This window comes from Pseudorhodobacter sp. (genome assembly GCF_034675685.1).
Classification (GTDB): domain Bacteria; phylum Pseudomonadota; class Alphaproteobacteria; order Rhodobacterales; family Rhodobacteraceae; genus Pseudorhodobacter.
In genome coordinates this window covers 528283-545211 of sequence record NZ_JAUCDA010000002.1, presented here as the reverse complement: position 1 = coordinate 545211, position 16929 = coordinate 528283, and the positions used below count along the sequence as shown (strand labels likewise).

General features: G+C 59.6%; 18 protein-coding genes. 11 read left to right on the top strand and 7 right to left on the bottom strand.

Annotated elements, in window-relative coordinates; genetic code table 11:
* Position 1: 1 nt before the first annotated feature.
* Positions 2-715 carry a ribonuclease PH gene (gene rph, locus VDP61_RS02565; protein WP_323005367.1) on the bottom strand — a complete coding sequence of 238 codons (714 nt, stop codon included), beginning with the start codon at positions 713-715 and terminating at the stop codon, positions 2-4.
* 118 nt (positions 716-833) lie between these two features.
* Between rph and hrcA the strand changes: the two genes are divergently transcribed.
* Entirely contained in the window at positions 834-1913 is a 1080-nt protein-coding gene (gene hrcA, locus VDP61_RS02560; RefSeq protein WP_323005366.1) for a heat-inducible transcriptional repressor HrcA, read from the top strand.
* Between the two features lie 6 nt (positions 1914-1919).
* Positions 1920-2498, top strand: coding sequence for a nucleotide exchange factor GrpE (locus VDP61_RS02555; RefSeq protein WP_323005365.1), 579 nt, complete (start codon positions 1920-1922; stop codon positions 2496-2498).
* Between the two features lie 248 nt (positions 2499-2746).
* Here the strand turns inward: VDP61_RS02555 and VDP61_RS02550 are convergent, their stop codons facing one another.
* From VDP61_RS02550 to VDP61_RS02530, 5 genes are read right to left on the bottom strand one after another with little or no spacing between them, the layout of a single operon-like run.
* Entirely contained in the window at positions 2747-3043 is a 297-nt protein-coding gene (locus VDP61_RS02550; RefSeq protein WP_323005364.1) for a DUF4387 family protein, read from the bottom strand.
* Positions 3040-4398: an acyclic terpene utilization AtuA family protein gene (locus VDP61_RS02545; protein WP_323005363.1), complete on the bottom strand. Its 1359-nt coding sequence runs from the start codon at positions 4396-4398 to the stop codon at positions 3040-3042. Before VDP61_RS02545 ends, VDP61_RS02550 begins: the two co-directional genes overlap by 4 nt.
* Before the next feature lie 12 nt (positions 4399-4410).
* Complete coding sequence (locus VDP61_RS02540) at positions 4411-5940, bottom strand: tripartite tricarboxylate transporter permease (protein ID WP_323005362.1); 1530 nt, start codon at positions 5938-5940, stop codon at positions 4411-4413.
* Positions 5941-5952: 12 nt separating this feature from the next.
* On the bottom strand, positions 5953-6393 hold the full coding sequence (locus tag VDP61_RS02535; RefSeq protein WP_323005361.1) for a tripartite tricarboxylate transporter TctB family protein: 441 nt from the start codon (positions 6391-6393) through the stop codon (positions 5953-5955).
* Complete coding sequence (locus VDP61_RS02530; protein ID WP_323005360.1) at positions 6393-7358, bottom strand: Bug family tripartite tricarboxylate transporter substrate binding protein; 966 nt, start codon at positions 7356-7358, stop codon at positions 6393-6395. Before VDP61_RS02530 ends, VDP61_RS02535 begins: the two co-directional genes overlap by 1 nt.
* A gap of 144 nt (positions 7359-7502) precedes the next feature.
* Here VDP61_RS02530 and VDP61_RS02525 point away from each other — a divergent pair, with 144 nt between their 5' ends.
* From VDP61_RS02525 to VDP61_RS02485, 9 genes are all read left to right on the top strand, one after another.
* Complete coding sequence (locus VDP61_RS02525) at positions 7503-8168, top strand: response regulator transcription factor (protein ID WP_323005359.1); 666 nt, start codon at positions 7503-7505, stop codon at positions 8166-8168.
* Positions 8161-8322, top strand: a complete 162-nt coding sequence (locus VDP61_RS02520; RefSeq protein ID WP_323005358.1) for a hypothetical protein — start codon at positions 8161-8163, stop codon at positions 8320-8322. The genes VDP61_RS02525 and VDP61_RS02520 overlap by 8 nt, the downstream gene beginning before the upstream one ends.
* Before the next feature lie 3 nt (positions 8323-8325).
* The gene (locus tag VDP61_RS02515; protein ID WP_323005357.1) at positions 8326-9546 is read left to right on the top strand and encodes a sensor histidine kinase; all 1221 of its coding nucleotides are present in this window, start codon (positions 8326-8328) and stop codon (positions 9544-9546) included.
* Positions 9510-10535, top strand: a complete 1026-nt coding sequence (locus VDP61_RS02510; protein WP_323005356.1) for an ABC transporter substrate-binding protein — start codon at positions 9510-9512, stop codon at positions 10533-10535. The genes VDP61_RS02515 and VDP61_RS02510 overlap by 37 nt, the downstream gene beginning before the upstream one ends.
* Positions 10536-10696: 161 nt before the next feature.
* A complete protein-coding gene (locus tag VDP61_RS02505; protein ID WP_323005355.1) occupies positions 10697-11215 on the top strand; it encodes a hypothetical protein in 519 nt (172 codons plus the stop codon).
* Positions 11216-11583: 368 nt separating this feature from the next.
* Positions 11584-13317, top strand: a complete 1734-nt coding sequence (gene ilvD / locus VDP61_RS02500) for a dihydroxy-acid dehydratase (protein ID WP_323005354.1) — start codon at positions 11584-11586, stop codon at positions 13315-13317.
* Positions 13298-13882, top strand: coding sequence for a hypothetical protein (locus tag VDP61_RS02495; RefSeq protein ID WP_323005353.1), 585 nt, complete (start codon positions 13298-13300; stop codon positions 13880-13882). The genes ilvD and VDP61_RS02495 overlap by 20 nt, the downstream gene beginning before the upstream one ends.
* A gap of 140 nt (positions 13883-14022) precedes the next feature.
* Positions 14023-14796, top strand: coding sequence for a DUF6478 family protein (locus VDP61_RS02490; protein ID WP_323005352.1), 774 nt, complete (start codon positions 14023-14025; stop codon positions 14794-14796).
* A 24-nt stretch (positions 14797-14820) separates the two neighbouring features.
* A complete protein-coding gene (locus VDP61_RS02485) occupies positions 14821-15195 on the top strand; it encodes a hypothetical protein (RefSeq protein WP_323005351.1) in 375 nt (124 codons plus the stop codon).
* A 563-nt stretch (positions 15196-15758) separates the two neighbouring features.
* Here VDP61_RS02485 and nagA read toward each other — a convergent pair.
* Positions 15759-16880, bottom strand: a complete 1122-nt coding sequence (gene nagA, locus VDP61_RS02480; RefSeq protein ID WP_323005350.1) for an N-acetylglucosamine-6-phosphate deacetylase — start codon at positions 16878-16880, stop codon at positions 15759-15761.
* Positions 16881-16929 lie beyond the last annotated feature (49 nt).

Here is a 16929-nt window from a genome sequence, read left to right as displayed (position 1 = left end):
CTTATGACAGGGCCGCTTTTTGTGCCGCCACAAGTTCCGCGCATCCTGCCTCGGCCAAATCCATCAACTGCCCCATTTCATCCCGCGAAAATGTGGCCCCCTCGGCAGACATCTGAATCTCAATCAGTCGCGCGGCACCCGTCAGGATAAAATTGCCATCGGTGCCGGCGTTCGAGTCTTCTGCATAGTCCAGGTCCAGAACAGCCTGTCCCGCATAGAGCCCACAAGACACCGCGACGACATGGTCTACAATCGGGTCAGACGTCACTAATCCCGCCTTGATCAGCTTGTTCACTGCCAAACGCAGTGCCACCCATCCCCCGGTAATGGCTGCACAGCGGGTCCCTCCGTCAGCCTGCAGCACATCGCAATCAACCACGATCTGCCGTTCCCCAAGCGCACGACGGTCAACGCCTGCACGCAACGCGCGACCAATCAAGCGTTGGATTTCCTGGGTCCGGCCCGTTTGCTTTCCGGTCGCTGCCTCGCGGCGATTGCGGGTATTGGTTGCGCGGGGCAGCATGCCATATTCCGCCGTTACCCAGCCTTGCCCGGTATTCTTCAAAAACGGCGGCGCTTTATCTTCGATGGAGGCTGAGCACAGCACATGCGTTTCTCCCATCTTGATCAGACAAGACCCCTCAGCGTGCTTCATCACACCTGTTTCTATGGTCACATTACGCATTTGATCTAGGTTTCGTGCTGATGGCCGCATGGTACGCTCCTGAATTTCAATTTTTGCACAAATACCCGCCCTGTGGATAAGGATGCAAGTCTCATTGACGAATGGGGCCAGTGCTCCTTAATGTACATGGCCCTTTGGAAATAAGCCGATGACCGATCAAAACAGACGTGCCGCCCTGATGTCCGAGCTGAATGACCGTTCGCGCGAGGTGTTTCGCCGCGTGGTCGAGGGCTATCTGATGTCGGGCGATCCTGTCGGCTCTCGAACGCTAAGCCGCACAATGTCCGAAAAGATCAGCGCAGCGACAATCCGCAACGTGATGCAAGATCTTGAATACCTCGGGCTTCTTGGCAGTCCGCATACGTCCTCGGGTCGCATTCCCACACAGATCGGCCTGCGCCTTTTCGTTGATGGTGTGCTTGAGGTGGGCGAGGTTGCGTCCGAGGACCGCAATTTGATTGACGCGACGTTGGGGAATGCGCAATCCGATGTTGCAACGCTTCTTGACCGGATCGGCTCTACTTTGTCTGGCCTTACGCAGGGTGCCAGTCTTGTGTTTTCGCCAAAACACGAAGCGCCGATCAGGCATATCGAATTTGTCAGCCTTGGTGCCGATCGCGCGCTTGTCGTTCTGGTCTTTGCCGACAGCCATGTCGAAAATCGGGTCTTTACGCCGCCGCCGGGCCAAACCCCATCTTCGATGCGCGAGGCGGCAAACTTTCTGAATGCGCTGGCCGAGGGCAAAACCCTGTCCGAGCTGCGCAAAACCGTGACCGCCGAGATTAAAACCCGGCGCCAGGAAATTGATGTTCTGGCGCAGCAACTTGTCGAAACTGGCCTGGTGTTGTGGGAAAATGCCGGTGAGCAAAGCGAGCGTCTGATTGTGCGTGGCCGGTCAAATCTGCTGGACGGCACGACCGAGGCGTTGGATTTTGAACGCATTCGCCACCTCTTTGATGACCTGGAACGCAAGCGCGATATTGCCGAGTTTCTGGAACTGACGGAAGAGGGTGAAGGCGTTCGTATCTTTATTGGCTCTGAGAACAAGTTGTTCTCACTTTCGGGCTCGTCTCTGGTCGTTTCCCCCTATATGAACGCTGATCGAAAGATCATCGGCGCCGTGGGTGTGATTGGTCCGACACGGTTGAATTATGGCCGTATCGTCCCCATCGTAGACTATACGGCGCAGCTTGTCGGGCGGCTTATATCCGACCGCACAAGAGGATGAGACAGGATGACTGAAATAAGGAAAGACGACATGGCCCACGAACAGGCAGCCAAAACCAACACCCAGGACGCGGCAGAGACTGAAATTGATATGTCCGAATTTGGTGGCGCCGCCCCAATGGATGAGCTGGAGGCGCTGCGCGCCGAGCGCGATGATTTTCGCGATCGTTTCATGCGCGCGCTTGCAGATGCTGAAAACTCGCGCAAACGCGGCGAGAGGGATCGGCGTGAGGCCGAGCAATACGGCGGCTCCAAGCTTGCGCGAGATCTGCTGCCGGTTTATGACAACCTGCGCCGCGGCCTGAATGCCGCAACCGATCAGCACCGTGCCGATGCTGCCGCCCTGATTGAGGGTGTTGAACTCACCCTGCGCGAACTTCTCAGCGTGATGTCAAAACACAATGTTACCCCGGTGATCCCCGAAATCGGCGATCTATTTGATCCCCAGTTCCATCAGGCGATGTTTGAAGCACCGGTCCAAGGGACCAAAGCGGGCCAGATCATACAGGTTATGACCGAGGGCTTTTTGCTGCATGACCGCCTGTTGCGGCCGGCGCAGGTGGGCGTTTCTTCAACTCCCGGTTAAGCCTTGTGAGGAGGGTGCGGGGGGGGTAACCAACCCCGGCACCCTTTCCCGCCCGCAGGCCAGCAGCTTTGGGGTTTACGCAATACCCCGCACGGGGCTGCATGCCTCGCCCCCGTTACCATCTGTGGGGCAACATCTGTTTTCCCGTGAAACGTGGCAGAGCGTAGGCATGCCATTGATACCGCAACCTATGCGGTTAGCGGAAGGCTCTGGCCAGATCACTTTTGCCGGGGGCAGGGTGGCGTTGGTTACAGGGGCATTTCTTCCAGCAGGCAGGCCCATTGCGCGCCATGCATGTCGCGGTCACTGCGGCTGCCCTGCACCACCGGCCGCGGGATCGAGAACTTGATCACATGCAGATCGGCAATGTCGAACCGCCGGACCAATTGCAGCGGCGTATCAAACAGCGCGGCCACCCGGCTGGTGTCGATCTGCGACATGATCCGCTGATAGACCTCGGGCGAGCCGCAGAAAATATCTATGGTCACCCAGAACGGCCCGGCATTCTTGGACCGTACCTTCAATACCTGTTCGCCCAAGGTCATGCGCCCACCTCCTCTACAACAAGGCGAAAGGCCGCCATTGGATCATCGAGGCCCATCACATGGTTCAGCGCAAATTCGTACAATGCGCCCCGGTCTGTGGTGGCAGGGGAATAGGGAAAGGCAAAGGTTGGCAATTCTTCATCCTCGGTTAGCGGATAATGCAGCACAAAGGGGTTGATAAGCTTGCCGATCTCGGCCGCTTCCGCTTGTGTGCGGGCGGTAACGATGCCCAACACGCCCACTTCGACCGGGCTGCCACTGCGGTTTTCCTGATTGCCAAGCGCTGCGTCCACGCCGATCAGCCGAAATTCCAATGTGTAATGGCTGGGGTCAAGGCCCATGCGGCGGGCGATCGTGGTGTTCAGATGGGTGGTCAGCTTGTCCACCCAGGCGCTGGCATTGGCAACATAATGGCGGCTGCGCAAGACGGCCAGAATGGTGGTCTGATACCCCGCAATCTGCGCGCCTTCAAGTTTGACGGTATAGCGCCCCGGCACCCAGGCAGAGCCTTCAACGCGCACACGGCGCGCATCAAGGGCGCGGTAACGTGCGGTGGTGACATCCAGGTGGCCGCCAGGCTCGTACAAGACAAAAGGATCGGTGTTTTCATACAGCATATGGGCCGAAACCGAATGCGGGGTACACAGGGCTGTCTCGTGCATCGCCTCTACCGTAAAGCCGGTTTCGTCAAAATCGACCACGATCACGCCCGAGGTGGGGTTGGTCGAACACAAGGCCCCGCACTCGGCAATCTTGGCCCCGTGCCAGGCCGCACCCGCATGGTCGCCCCGCAGCAGGGGCAGGGCGGCGATGGTGGCGGTGTCGGTTGTGCGGCCTGCGATGATAATATCGGCCCCGGTGTTCAGCGCCGCCTGGATCTGTTCGGCCCCGGCAAGCGCCACGATATTGGTCATTGCCAATAGCGCATCCGCATCAATCTGCGGTGCCGGGGTCAGCGGTGTGATCTGGCCGTCTTGCAAGGCTTGCGCCACGCGGGCGGGCGGTTGGCTGGAATACAGCCGCGCCACGCGCAGGGTTTGGCCCAGCTCTGCTGCCAGCTCAACCGTGATCTGATACATCCAGTCCACCGTCGCATCGGTGCCGCAGGTGCCCGCGGTGCCGATGATCAGCGGCACACCTGCCTGCGCCCGCGCCAGCATCAAATCGCGCCATTCCGATTTGGTCACGGCGCGGGAATATTTTGATTGCCCCGCACCAAGGGAAAACGGGCCCGAGTCGGTTGATCCGCCATCAATTGCGATGATGTCGGGGCGCATGGCCACGCCGCGCGCCAGCGCGTCGCGGTCAAACCCAAGGCAAAGAACGCCCGAAGGCACAAGTACACGCGTTGGCATTGTCAGCCCCCTTTAATCACTGCTCATGTCGTCATGCGCGGGAAGTGCCGGCTTTTTCAAGACCCCGCGCAACAGAATGGGGGCTACAAACCCCAAAGCCGCCGCCAACCACAGCCCGATCGAGATAGGCGAGGAAAACAGATAGGTCCAGTCGCCATCCGAAAGCACCATGGCGCGCCGCAGGTTATCCTCCATCGAGTTGCCCAGAAGAATGCCAAGGATCACGGGCACCGTTGGTATCGACAGCTTGCGAAAAACCCAGCCCAGCACGCCAAAGGCAACCATCAGCAGCATATCAAAGGAAGACCCGGTCAGCGAGAAGATACCGACAAAGGCCACCATCGTCACACCCGGCAGCAAGATCCAGCTTGGCACTTGCAGGATTTTCACGAACACTTTTACCATCGGCACGTTCATCACCAACAGCACAAAGTTGGCAATCAGCAGCGCCGCAATCAGGCCCCAGACCACTTCGGGGCGTTCGGTGAACAGCAGCGGCCCCGGTGTGATGTTCAGCGTCAGCAGCAACGCCAGCAGCACCGCCGTAGTGCCCGACCCCGGCACGCCCAGCGTCAGCATCGGGATCAGCGCGCCACCCGCGGCGGCATTGTTGCCCGCTTCGGGGGCGGCCACGCCCTTTGGGTTGCCCTTGCCATAGCTGGCCTTTTCATGCGCTGGCGAGGCTGCCTTTTGCGTCATATAGGCCAGGAACGACCCCAAGGACGCCCCCGCACCCGGCAGGATGCCCGCCAAAAAGCCAACGCCGGTGCCGGTCAGCATCGCCCAGCGGGTAGACCACAGCATTTTCCAGTTGATCGTGATCTTGCCCAGCTTGACGCCGATGGCACTGTCTCGCCCATGGGTTTCAATGAAGTGAAACACCTCGGCGACGGCAAACAGACCAACGATGGCGACCAGAAAATCAACCCCGTCCATCAAATGCAGCTCGCCAAAGGTAAAGCGCGGCATCCCCGTGGTTTTATCCATGCCGATCATCGCGATACCAAGCCCAAGCGCTGCGGCAAGCGCTGCCTTGGCCTGATTGCTTGATCCGATCCCGCCAAGCGTACAAAACGCCAGCATATACAGCGCGAAATACTCGGCAGGGCCGAAACTGAACGCGACCCGCGCCAGCAGCGGTGCCAGCAGCATCAGACCCACAGTGGCCAGAAAGGCCCCGACGAAAGACGCAACGCCCGAAATCACCAAAGCATCCGAGGCAAGCCCCTGTTTGGCCATCGGATAGCCGTCAAGGCAGGTCATCATTGCAGGCTCGTCGCCCGGAATGTTCAGCAAGATGGATGAGATCCGCCCGCCATACATCGCGCCGTAGTAAACCGAGGTCAAAAGAACCAGCGCCGAAATCGCATCCAGCCCCATCGAAAACGAAATCGGAATCAGCAGCGCCACGCCGTTTGACGGGCCAAGCCCCGGCAGCGCGCCGATGATGGTGCCAACAAAACAACCGATCACGGCCAGCAGCAGCGTCCAGGGCGAAAGCGCGATACTGAACCCAAGGGCCAGGTTAGAAAGAATATCCATGTGATGTTCCTGTCAGCCCATCAGGGCGCGGGGCAGGGCGTGCAGGCCCAGACCAAGGATGGTTTTGAACAAAACGTACAGCCCGATACCCAACCCAAGCCCGCTGAGTGCAGCGGAAACAGGGCGCGGGTTGATCATATAGCTGATGATCCCGGCGGCGATGGTTGTGGGAAAAATGAACCCCAAAGGCCGGATTGTATAGGAATAGGCCACCAGAACGGCCGTTGCAAATGCCAGCTTTGCAAGCATCGACAGGCCCGGCCATTCGCCATTCGGATCGGGGCGCAGCATCATGGCCAGTGCGCATATCATCACCACGCCCGCCACCAGATACGGAAACACCCGCGGCCCGACCGGATCGGTCATGAACGAGGACTGGATGTTCATGGCGCTGAGGATATACCCCAGCGCCAGAACGATCATGACCCCACCAAAGATGCGGTCTGCGGACATTATTGAATAACCCCGATTTCCTTGGACATGGTGACGGTGTCGGCAATCACGCCATCAACCCAGGACTGGAAATCGCCGCCGATCTTGGTGAAAGGGGCAAGGCCATTGTCGGCCATCGACTTTTGCCACTGTTCGGATTCGGCAACCACCTTTAGCTTTTCAGCCCAGGCGTTGAACTGTTCATCGGAAATGTTCTTTGGCACATACAGCCCGCGCCAGTTCACGGCGATCACGTCAAAGCCCTGTTCCTTGGCTGTTGGAATGTCTTCAAACCCCGGAACCCGCTCTTCGGTCAGGACAGCCAGTGCGCGCACATCACCCGATTTGATAAAGCCGACAATTTCCGACATGTCGCCGGTCATGGCCTGGGTAAAGCCGCCAACGGTCTGGGTGATCGCATCTGCGCCACCATCAACGCCGATATACTTGATCTTGGTGATGTCATCAAAGCCTGCGGCCTTCATCACCTGCAAGGGTTTCATATGGTCAAAGCCGCCCACAGCCGAGCCACCCGCAAACGCGACAGAGCCGGGATCGGCCTTGATCGCCTCAACCATATCGTTCAGCGACTGGAACGGGCTGTCTTTGGCCACAACGATCACGCCCGGATCCCCGCCGATGGCGCCAAGGAACCGCACCTGATCGGCAGTCGCCCCGGCAAAGGCGTTTTGCGCCAGACGTGTGGTGGTGGCCGAAGACGCAGCGACAATCAGGTCGGCGTCGTCGTTGCGGTCAGTCACGACATAGGTATAGGCCACGCCGCCACCGGCACCCGCCATATTGGTCACAACCATCGGCGCGTCGATCTGCTTGGTTTCATACAAGATGTTGGCGATCTGGCGGCAGGTGAAATCCCAGCCGCCGCCGGGGTTCGCCGGGGCGATACATTCAGTGGCAAGCGCCGAGGTGGTCGCGGCCAAAAGGCCAAAGGCGCCAAGTGACAGCGCGCGGGTTGTGATTGACATGGATAGTCCTCCCAAGACTTGTGATTAGGGCATCAGCCCGGCGCCGCATGGCGTTTGGGCTTGCGAGAGCAACTCAAAGCTGGAAAGCTGACACCAACCTGTCACGGCGCAAAATAATTGTACTCAATGTGAAAAGGGTGGGCTTTGCGGTTCTTGTTGGTCGAGGACAACGCCGATCTTTCTGCCTCGGTCGCTGCGCGATTGGGGTTGGATGGGCATGGCGTGGATTGTGCCGCCACGCTGGCCGAGGCGGAGGGGTTTCTGGCCGTTGCGGTCTATGACCTGATCTTGCTGGATATCATGCTGCCCGACGGTGATGGCCGCGATTTTCTGGCCCGCCACCGCCGCGCCGAACGCCAGACCCCGGTGATCGTTATGACCGCCCGCTCATCCGTGCGCGACCGGGTGGATGCGCTGGATACAGGGGCCGATGATTATATCACCAAACCCTTTGATTTTGCCGAGCTGGAGGCGCGATGCCGCGCTGTTTTGCGCCGTCGCGGGGGGGCTGCACAAATCCTGCGCAGCTTTGCCGACCTGACATTTGATCCCATGGCCGCGACGTTGACCATCGGGCAGGAAACGCGCGACCTGCGCTCGCGCGAGATGCGCTTGCTGGAACTGTTCTTGAATGCTCCGGGGCGGATTCTATCCAAGGAACATCTGGTTGATCGGTTGTTCTCCTTTTCGGAATCCGTCAGCGACAATGCGATAGAGGTCTATGTCGGCCGGTTGCGCAAGAAACTGGCGGGTAGTCGTGCACGGATTGAAACGGTGCGCGGCCTTGGCTATCGGCTGACCGATGGGTAAGCAGGCGCGCCTGCCATCGCTGCGCCGTCGCTTGATCTGGCAATTGCTGGCGTTATCGGCGGTTCTGGCGCTTTCGCTGTATTTTGCGGTGCGGGTCGGGGCCGAACGCGCCTCCGAGGCTACGCTGGACGCGGTTTTGGGGGCCGCCGCGTAGGCCATGGCAGAAGAGCTGCGCAGCGCCGAGGGGGGGCTGGTGATTGCTATCGCCCCCGGCACCTTTTCAATGCTGGCGGCCATGGGCGAGGAGCGTATCTTTTACCGGGTTGATGTGGCGGGCCAAACCGTGACCGGCTATGAAGATCTGCCACCCCCCGAAATGCCGCCCTCCGCCCTTGCGCCGATCTTTTATACCGTGCCGTTTCGTGAGTTTGACGTGCGGATTGCCGCTGTCGCCCGGTCGGTGCGGGTTGATGGGCGCGCGGCCCCGGCGCTGATCTTGCTGGGCCAAACCCGCGAGGGGCAGGGGGCAATTGCGGCCAATCTGGGCAACCGGGCGGCGGCGCTGGGCCTTTTGGTGTTTTTTGTGGCAATTCCACTGTCCCTGTTTGTCGCGCGCAGCCTGTTTTCCCCCATCGACCGTCTGGCCGAGGCGGTGGGCCGGCGTGGCCCGCGCGATCTGCGCCCGGTACTTCATGCAGCCCCAGCGGAATTTGCGCCCTTTGTCACTGCGTTGAACAGCTTTATCGGCCGGTTGCGCGGCACGCTCAGCCAGACCGAGACATTCATCGCCGAGGCTGCGCATCACATTCGCACACCCTTGGCCGTGATGCGCAATGATGCCGAACTCGCCCTGCGCCAATCGGGCGAAGAGGGCACGCGGGCCCGGCTGCGCGCCCTGATCCGATCAGCGGATGATGCCGCGCGCTCTGCCGGCCAGCTTTTGGACCATGCCACGGTCTTGTACCGCGCCGATCAGGCCGATTGGGCGGCCGTCGATCTGGCCGATCTGACGCGGGCACTTGTGGCGCGGTTGGCCCCGGCAGCCGAAATGAAGGATATCGGCTTGCAACTGCGCATTGACGGCCCGCTGCCCGCCGTGGGGGATGTGGTTCTGATCGAGGCGGCCTTGCGCAACATTCTGGACAATGCGATCAAATACTCGGCCGATGAAACGGTAATTGATGTTCGGGCGGCTGCGTGCGGTACCATGGCCCGGATCACCGTGTCGGACCGGGGGCGCGGGCTTGATGGGGTGCCGCATGACCGCCTGAAACGCCGCTTTCGCCGTGGTACCAATGTGGCCGATGTGGCAGGCTCGGGGCTTGGGCTGACGATTGTGGCCGAGGCGGCGGGCGCAATGGGCGGCAGTTTTTCCCTGACCCCACGCGATGGAGGTGGCACATGCGCGGCATTATCCTTGCCTTTGGCCTTGTCATAACGCTGGCCCGTATGGGCCAAGCCTATGAGATTGAGGATGAACGCCATTTCGGCCCCACGGGCGGAGCAGAAATTACCGTGCTGTCAACCACTGATATTGCCATTCTGGAACCCGTGATCACCGCCTATCTGGATAGCAACCCTGACCTTGGCCTGCGCTATGTCGTGGCCTCCAGCCAAGAGGTGTACCGCGCCATTGCCGAAGAGGCCGCTGTCTTTGATGTGGTGATTTCCTCGGCCATGGATTTGCAGATCAAACTGGCCAATGATGGCTTTGCCCTGCCGCTGCCTTCTGACGTGATGGCATCGCAACCGGGCTGGGCGCGCTGGCGTGATTTACTGGTGGCGGTGGCGCAAGAACCCGTGGTGCTGCTGTTGGCCCAAGGCGCACTGGCCCCGGATGAGGCCGCACCCCGGTCGCGTCGTGACCTGATCGCGCTGCTGCGTGACAACCCTGACCGGTTTCGCGGGCGTGTTGGCACCTATGACCCCGCGATTTCGGGCGCGGGCTATTTGTTTGCGGCGCAGGATGCACGGCTGTCAGATACGTTCTGGCGGCTGGCCGAGGTAATGGGGCGGCTGGACGCGCGGCTGTATTGCTGCTCATCCGACATGATCGCAGATCTGGATACGGGGCGGTTGATGGTGGGTTACAATGTGCTGGGCTCTTATGCGCTGGCCGGGGGCCATGCCGGGTATCAGGTGATCGAGCTTGAGGATTTTACCCTGACCTTGCTGCGTACCGCGTTGATTCCGCACCAATCCACAAACCCAGACGGCGCAGAGGATTTCATCCGCCACCTGCTGTCGCCACGGGTGCAGGCGCTGGTCTCGGAAGGGGCAGGCCTGCCCTCGGTTGAAGCCGCCGCCTTTGAGCGCAAACCACATCTGCGCCCGATCCGCCTTGATCCCGGCCTTCTGGCCAATCTTGACCGTGTGACCCGCAAGCGGTTTCTGGAGGAATGGAATGCAGCGATGGTGCAGCCCTGACTCTGGCCTGACTCTGGCTCTTGTCATGCTGATCAGCCCCACCCAAAACGCGAAACATAATTGACACAATGGGTTTTGCGGGGTCAACTTGCCCATGGGTATATTTAAGCCCTTTGACAGAGAGAACCCCAAGCAGATCCATTCTGGAGGTGTAGTGAGTCATGAAATTCGTACCGCTTCTTTTCACCCTCAGCGTTTTCGCCCTTCCTGTTCTGGCCTTTGAGATCGAGGAGATCGGCAGCCTTCACGCCACATTCGGTGAGGAAAGCATCGCGCAGCCCACCGTCATCGCCTCACAGGATGGCGAAGTATCCCCAACCGCCTATTTTATGCTGCTTGGCGGCGGCATGTCATTGCTTAACCTCAGCGGGTTTCAGCGTGACAACAGCAGGTTTGATATCAGCGCATCCTTTATGGTCGAAGTGCCGGGGCCACAGACGGTGCCGATGGAGATAACCCTGAGCTATTCGCCAAAAGGTGGTGAATATTGGGTTTCCGATGGCGCGCCGACACCCGCCAGCGTCACCTTCACGACGCTTGATTTCACGGATAAGGAAGGCCGTGCAGCGGGTAACTTTGTGGGAGAGCTTTGCTTTTCCCCAGACTATGGCAGCACCGTTGACAGCAACACCTGCCGCCCGATAAAGGGCAGTTTCGACAGCAGATTTTTTGTGGAGTGACAGGCAGACGGTCATCGGATCAAGGGGCCAGCCACGGCAAAACCGTCGCAACCCTTGCCCTGTCTTTTGGGGGCGCGCTGGCCGGTCCTTGGCCCTTTTGTGGCCTATCAAACGCCGCGTGCTGGCCCAGGCGTTGGGGGGCATGAAAGCGGCCAGTCTTGCGATACAGGGAAACCGCGTGCGAAGAAATGTCGCGACAACCGGGGTTGTTCCAGCTTTTTCAGTCGATCAAGCCATGCCACCGCGGCTTTTGCCTGCCTTTCTTTCGTCAAATCCCATGTGTGCGGGCAATGGCTTGCATTCACGTCTTGCCCCTTTCGCACAGCCGCTTTATCCCTTTGTCCAAGCGATTTCCCGGAGGACCAGCCATGATTAACAGCCGTTTCGATAAATCCAGACTTCCATCCCGCCATGTGACCGAGGGGCCGTCGCGTGCGCCGCACCGGTCGTATTTCTATTCCATGGGCATTTCCGAGGAAGAGATTCACCAGCCGTGGGTTGGCGTTGCGACCTGCTGGAACGAGGCGGCACCTTGCAACATCTCGCTGAATCGTCAGGCACAGGCCGTCAAAGGCGGCGTGAAAAAAGGCGGCGGCACCCCGCGCGAATTTACCACCATCACCGTGACTGATGGTATTGCGATGGGCCATGAGGGCATGCGTTCATCCTTGGCCAGCCGTGAAGCGATTGCCGACACGGTTGAATTGACCATGCGCGGCCATTGCTATGACGCGATTGTGGGCCTTGCGGGCTGCGACAAATCCTTGCCGGGTATGATGATGGCGATGGTGCGGTTGAACACGCCGTCGGTGTTTATCTATGGCGGGTCGATCCTGCCGGGCCGCCTGAATGGCAAAGATGTCACCGTGCAGGATGTGTTTGAGGCGGTGGGCCAGCACCAGGCCGGGAACATGACAGACGCCGAGCTGGAAATTCTGGAGCGTATCGCCTGCCCTTCGGCGGGTGCCTGTGGCGGCCAGTTTACCGCCAATACCATGGCCTGCGTGTCCGAAGCGCTGGGCCTTGCGCTGATGAACTCCTCTGGCGCGCCGGCCCCTTATGAGTCGCGCGATGTATACGGCGAGGCGTCAGGCGTTGCTGTGATGAATCTGATCGAAAAGAATATCCGCGCGCGTGATATCGTAACCCGCAAATCGCTGGAAAACGCCGCGCGGGTCGTGGCCTGCACCGGCGGGTCAACCAACGCCGGGCTGCACCTGCCCGCGATTGCGCATGAGGCGGGGATTGATTTTGATCTGTTCGACGTCTGCGAAATTTTCCGCGACACGCCGTATTTCGTCGATCTGAAGCCCGGTGGCCAATATGTGGCCAAAGACCTGTATGAGGCGGGCGGCGTTCCGGTTGTGATGAAAGAGCTGCGCAAGGCGGGCCTGATGCACGAAGATTGCATGACCGCGACGGGCCGGTCGATGGGCGAGGAACTGGACCGTATTCAGGGTGAGGCCGATGGCCGCGTTATCCACCCTGTGTCCACCCCGATCACCAAAACCGGCGGCGTTGTCGGGTTGAAGGGCAACCTGGCCCCTGAAGGCGCGATTGTGAAAGTCGCTGGCATGACCGAGGAACAGCAGGTCTTTATCGGCCCCGCCCGCGTGTTTGAATGTGAAGAAGACGCGTTTGAGGCTGTGAAGGCGCGGCAATACGCGGAAGGCGAGGTTATCGTCATCCGTAATGAAGGCCCCGCAGGCGGCCCCGGTATGCGCGAAATGCTGTCCACCACAGCGGCGCTTTCGGGTCAGGGCATGGGCAAAAAGGTGGCGCTGATCACTGATGGTCGTTTTTCGGGCGCGACGCGCGGTTTCTGCGTTGGCCATGTCGGCCCCGAGGCGGCGCATGGTGGCCCGATTGCGCTGTTGCAAAACGGCGATATGATCACACTGAACGCAATCACAGGCGAGCTTTCGGTCGCTTTGAGCGATGCGGAACTGGCCACGCGCAAAGCCAATTGGAAAGGCCCGCGCCAAACCGAGTATGACAGCGGTGCGCTATGGAAATACGCGCGGCTGGTGGGGGGCGCGCGGCTTGGTGCCGTTACCCATCCCGGCGCAAAGGAAGAGCGCCATGTCTACATGGATCAGTAAGACGGTTCTTCTTCTGCCGTTGCTGGTGTCGGGCTGTGTCATGCCCGATGCCACGGCGGGGGGCGGGCAGGGGGCTGTGCGCCAATCGCTTTCGCTTGGCGGGCTGGAACTGGTTGGGCCATCCGGTTTTTGCCCGGTTTCAACCACGCAACAAAGGCTTGCGGGGGCCGATTTTGTGGCCTTCGCCCCTTGTAGCGGCGAAAAAGGCCCTATTCTGGCCGCAACGATCGGTGGCGAGGGAAGTGCGGCAGGCATTACCCTGAAGCGCGACCTTATGGCGCCTTATTTTGAAACCTCTGAAGGGCAGGCTGCGCTGCGGGGGGCGGGCAATACGGACGCGATCAGCGTGCATGAGGTTGCAGATTACAAGGGGGCCGTGGTGTTGCGCCTGACCCGCCAAAGCAAAGGCAAATCCAACGATTCCTGGCGGGCATTGATGCAAAGCAGCGGTCGCCTGGTCACGCTTTCGGTGCGGCCACGCAGCGGTACAGAAATTCCGCAGACCGATGGCCGCAGGCTTGTCACGCGTTTTGTCGATGCGATGCGCCGGGCCAACGGGTCGTGATGGCCTCTTGCCCGTCTGCGGTGGTTTTTTGCCGGCGATATCGTTCGGGCTGACAGTTTGAAAGTTTTGGTTGAATAGAGAGTTCGTTTCCATATGGTCAACAATTCGCGTGATCCAGTTCCCGAGTGGCACCATAAGCTATGACAAAACGACGCGACCGCCTGATTGACCGGCTTGTGCATCGCAGCGCGCTGCGACGCTGGCGCAGGCTTGCCGATGGCGCGGATGGGATGGATTTTTACAGCCTGCGGCGCTATCGCAACCAAGCCCTGTTGTTGCGGCGCAATCTTGATCGGGTGATCCATTCGGCCGAATATCAACTTGCGCTGCCGGTCATGGGCTCTGACGCCTTTCGAAAGCCGATGGGTACAGATTGGGCCTGGCGGCCGACGCTGTGGAAGGGCCCTATTGCGGTGCCGGGGTTTTCCAGTGTGGCAAACAAGACGATGCTTTGTGACGGCGTGACGGTATTTCATGATTGCCGCCATAGCGAATTGACTGTTCGTCAGGTTCGCAACACCCGCGATACGGATCTGGCCCCTTTTGGCGTGCGGATGGATGTGTTTCGTTTTGATGGCTCGTTCCTGTCACTGGTGCTGGAACTGCCCCCCGAGGCCGTTGAGGGGCTGCGTCTGACACATTTGATTCGACTGGATACGGTTGTCGCAATGGAAAAGCCGCTGGAAATTTTTGCACGGTTGAACATCAAACACGGCCCCAATGTGGAACAGGTGGTGCGCGAATTACCGCTGAATGAGGCAGAAGTGACGGTAGAGTTTGACCTTGCCTATACAAAGCTGAACGAAAAACGTGCCGAGCGGATCTGGGTTGATCTGATCTTTGAAAGCCCGCAGATGAACCAGATTACCCTGCATGACGTTACGTTTTCGCGCAGGCCAAGGGCGGAATTATGAGGCGGGCAAGGATGGGGTGGCAAGATGGCTGAGGCCAGATTGGTCAAGACACGGCTGCGGGCGGGCGTGTGGGAAGGTGTGCTAAGCGGGGTGTCCGGCCAGCCCGCGCTGGAAGTGTGGCATCTGGAAGCCCCGGTTGCAGGCATCAGCCTGATCGAGATCCCTGATCGCCCCGGCGATTGGGCGGTGCGCGTGCCGATCCCGGTTGAGGTGCTTTGTGAAGGGGTGCAAACCTTTTTGATCCGCGATGCCGGTTCGGGCGATAAGCTGGGGCATTTCACCATCATCACCGGCGTCGCGATGGAAGATGATATCCGGGCCGAGCTGGATTTGCTTCGGGCAGAACTGGATATGTTGAAGCGCGCATTCCGGCGGCATTGTCTGGAAGCCATGGGCTGATCTGGCGAAACGGCCTTGGCGGCGGCTCTTAAGCGGAGGGCGTTCAGAAGGCTTGCGCAGGCAAAGCCGAAACGCTGGGGTGGTTCGGCGATACAGGCTTTTTGCCGAAATGCTGTAAACCCACAACCGATGAAAGAAATGGCCGCACAGCAAGAGTTGTGAAGAAATTCAGGTTTGAACCGCCAAAAAAGCTTTTGACAAACTGAAATTTTGTGGCAGGCTCTGTTTATCGGCAACGTATTTGAAAGGAGGTGATCCAGTGTCTAGAGTGATGTTGGAGAGAGGTGTCGGGACAGTCAGTCGGGGTGTTGGCCGGGGATAGACCTTGGTGAAACAAACCATTGATTGGGCTTGTCATCCTAACTGGCCCATCTCCTTGAAACTCGGAAAGGGTTGCCTGAAAAGGCAACCCTTTCTCTATTTCAGAACGGGTTCAAACCCTAAAAACCAAGGCACAGCCTTCGGCCGCAGGCGGCATTTCGCCTTTGACTTGAAACAGGGCCAACCCCATAACGCGTTGAAATCGTTTATTTCAGGCAGCGACAGGCCAGCCAGGTTCAAGGCTAAAGCGTAACGCCGCCCCACCACACTTTGGAAAGCTGCCAATCGGCATCCAGATAGACCAGATCTGCCCGCCGCCCCGGTACAAGGTGGCCCAGGCTCTTGTCCATTCCGATCAGGGTTGCTGGCGTCGAGGTGGCCATGGCAAGGACGCGTGCAGGCGCCACCCTGGCTTGATTTATCATGACCGCAATGGCCTGATCCAACCGCAGATCAGCCCCGGCGATGGTGCCATCATCCAGCGTCAAATGACCATCCCGGCGCAGAATACGCCGCCCGCCCAGCACCATTTCCGTCAAAGCGGTTCCGGCAAAGGCCATGCAATCCGAAACGAGGTATAGGCCTTTGGGGCGCGCGGCCATCGCAAGGCGCAGGGCGGCCGGTGCCACATGATAGCCATCGGCAATAAGGCCTGCCGCGATGCTGCTGTCCAGTACCGCCCCTGCAAGCCCCGGATTGCGGGCCGTAATCGGGGCCATCGCATTGTAAAGATGCGTGGCACTTCGCGCCCCTGCCGCAATATAGGCACAGGCCACATCAAAGCTGCAATCAGAGTGGCCAAGGCTTACAATAACGCCTGCATTGCACAGGGCCCGCACCTGCGCCAGCGTTACCGAGGCCGGCGCAACAGTGACCATCAGCACCGGCAGCGCCTGTGCGGCTTGAACAAGCTGCGCCAGATCGTCCTCATCCATCGGGCGGATAAGTGCCGGATCATGCGCACCCTTGCGGATTGGGTCCAGATGCGGGCCTTCCAGATGCAGGCCCAGAAAGCCCGGAACATTGGCTTGCGCCGCCTCGATCCCGGCGGCGATAACGCGGCGGGTTGCAGCGGCGCTATCGGTAATCAAGGTTGGCAACACACCCACGCAGCCCAGCAAGATATGGGTCGCACAGATCGCCGCAATCCGACCGGCATCGGCCTGACCATCCAACATGATCCCGCCACCGCCGTTCACCTGCAGGTCGACAAAGGCAGGCGCCAAAACGCCGCCGTCAAAGGTGCCCGGCCCCGGTGCCGCCTTTTCCAGCCCGGTAATCACCCCGTTTTCCACGATCAATGCGTGATCCGACAAAAGTTGCGTTCCGTCGAATATCTGCGCCCCTGAAAAAATTTGCCGCATCTGCTCCCCGCAATAGTCTTACGCCTTCAATTTATACGCAGACCCGCGG

What these genes read in the sequence shown, in the direction of transcription:
- rph (WP_323005367.1), bottom strand. Translation starts at nt 715, where the DNA reads ATGCGGCCATCAGCACGAAACCTAGATCAAATGCGTAATGTGACCATA.
- hrcA (WP_323005366.1), top strand. Translation starts at nt 834, where the DNA reads ATGACCGATCAAAACAGACGTGCCGCCCTGATGTCCGAGCTGAATGAC.
- VDP61_RS02555 (WP_323005365.1), top strand. Translation starts at nt 1,920, where the DNA reads ATGACTGAAATAAGGAAAGACGACATGGCCCACGAACAGGCAGCCAAA.
- VDP61_RS02550 (WP_323005364.1), bottom strand. Translation starts at nt 3,043, where the DNA reads ATGACCTTGGGCGAACAGGTATTGAAGGTACGGTCCAAGAATGCCGGG.
- VDP61_RS02545 (WP_323005363.1), bottom strand. Translation starts at nt 4,398, where the DNA reads ATGCCAACGCGTGTACTTGTGCCTTCGGGCGTTCTTTGCCTTGGGTTT.
- VDP61_RS02540 (WP_323005362.1), bottom strand. Translation starts at nt 5,940, where the DNA reads ATGGATATTCTTTCTAACCTGGCCCTTGGGTTCAGTATCGCGCTTTCG.
- VDP61_RS02535 (WP_323005361.1), bottom strand. Translation starts at nt 6,393, where the DNA reads ATGTCCGCAGACCGCATCTTTGGTGGGGTCATGATCGTTCTGGCGCTG.
- VDP61_RS02530 (WP_323005360.1), bottom strand. Translation starts at nt 7,358, where the DNA reads ATGTCAATCACAACCCGCGCGCTGTCACTTGGCGCCTTTGGCCTTTTG.
- VDP61_RS02520 (WP_323005358.1), top strand. Translation starts at nt 8,161, where the DNA reads ATGGGTAAGCAGGCGCGCCTGCCATCGCTGCGCCGTCGCTTGATCTGG.
- VDP61_RS02515 (WP_323005357.1), top strand. Translation starts at nt 8,326, where the DNA reads ATGGCAGAAGAGCTGCGCAGCGCCGAGGGGGGGCTGGTGATTGCTATC.
- VDP61_RS02510 (WP_323005356.1), top strand. Translation starts at nt 9,510, where the DNA reads ATGCGCGGCATTATCCTTGCCTTTGGCCTTGTCATAACGCTGGCCCGT.
- VDP61_RS02505 (WP_323005355.1), top strand. Translation starts at nt 10,697, where the DNA reads ATGAAATTCGTACCGCTTCTTTTCACCCTCAGCGTTTTCGCCCTTCCT.
- ilvD (WP_323005354.1), top strand. Translation starts at nt 11,584, where the DNA reads ATGATTAACAGCCGTTTCGATAAATCCAGACTTCCATCCCGCCATGTG.
- VDP61_RS02495 (WP_323005353.1), top strand. Translation starts at nt 13,298, where the DNA reads ATGTCTACATGGATCAGTAAGACGGTTCTTCTTCTGCCGTTGCTGGTG.
- VDP61_RS02490 (WP_323005352.1), top strand. Translation starts at nt 14,023, where the DNA reads ATGACAAAACGACGCGACCGCCTGATTGACCGGCTTGTGCATCGCAGC.
- VDP61_RS02485 (WP_323005351.1), top strand. Translation starts at nt 14,821, where the DNA reads ATGGCTGAGGCCAGATTGGTCAAGACACGGCTGCGGGCGGGCGTGTGG.
- nagA (WP_323005350.1), bottom strand. Translation starts at nt 16,880, where the DNA reads ATGCGGCAAATTTTTTCAGGGGCGCAGATATTCGACGGAACGCAACTT.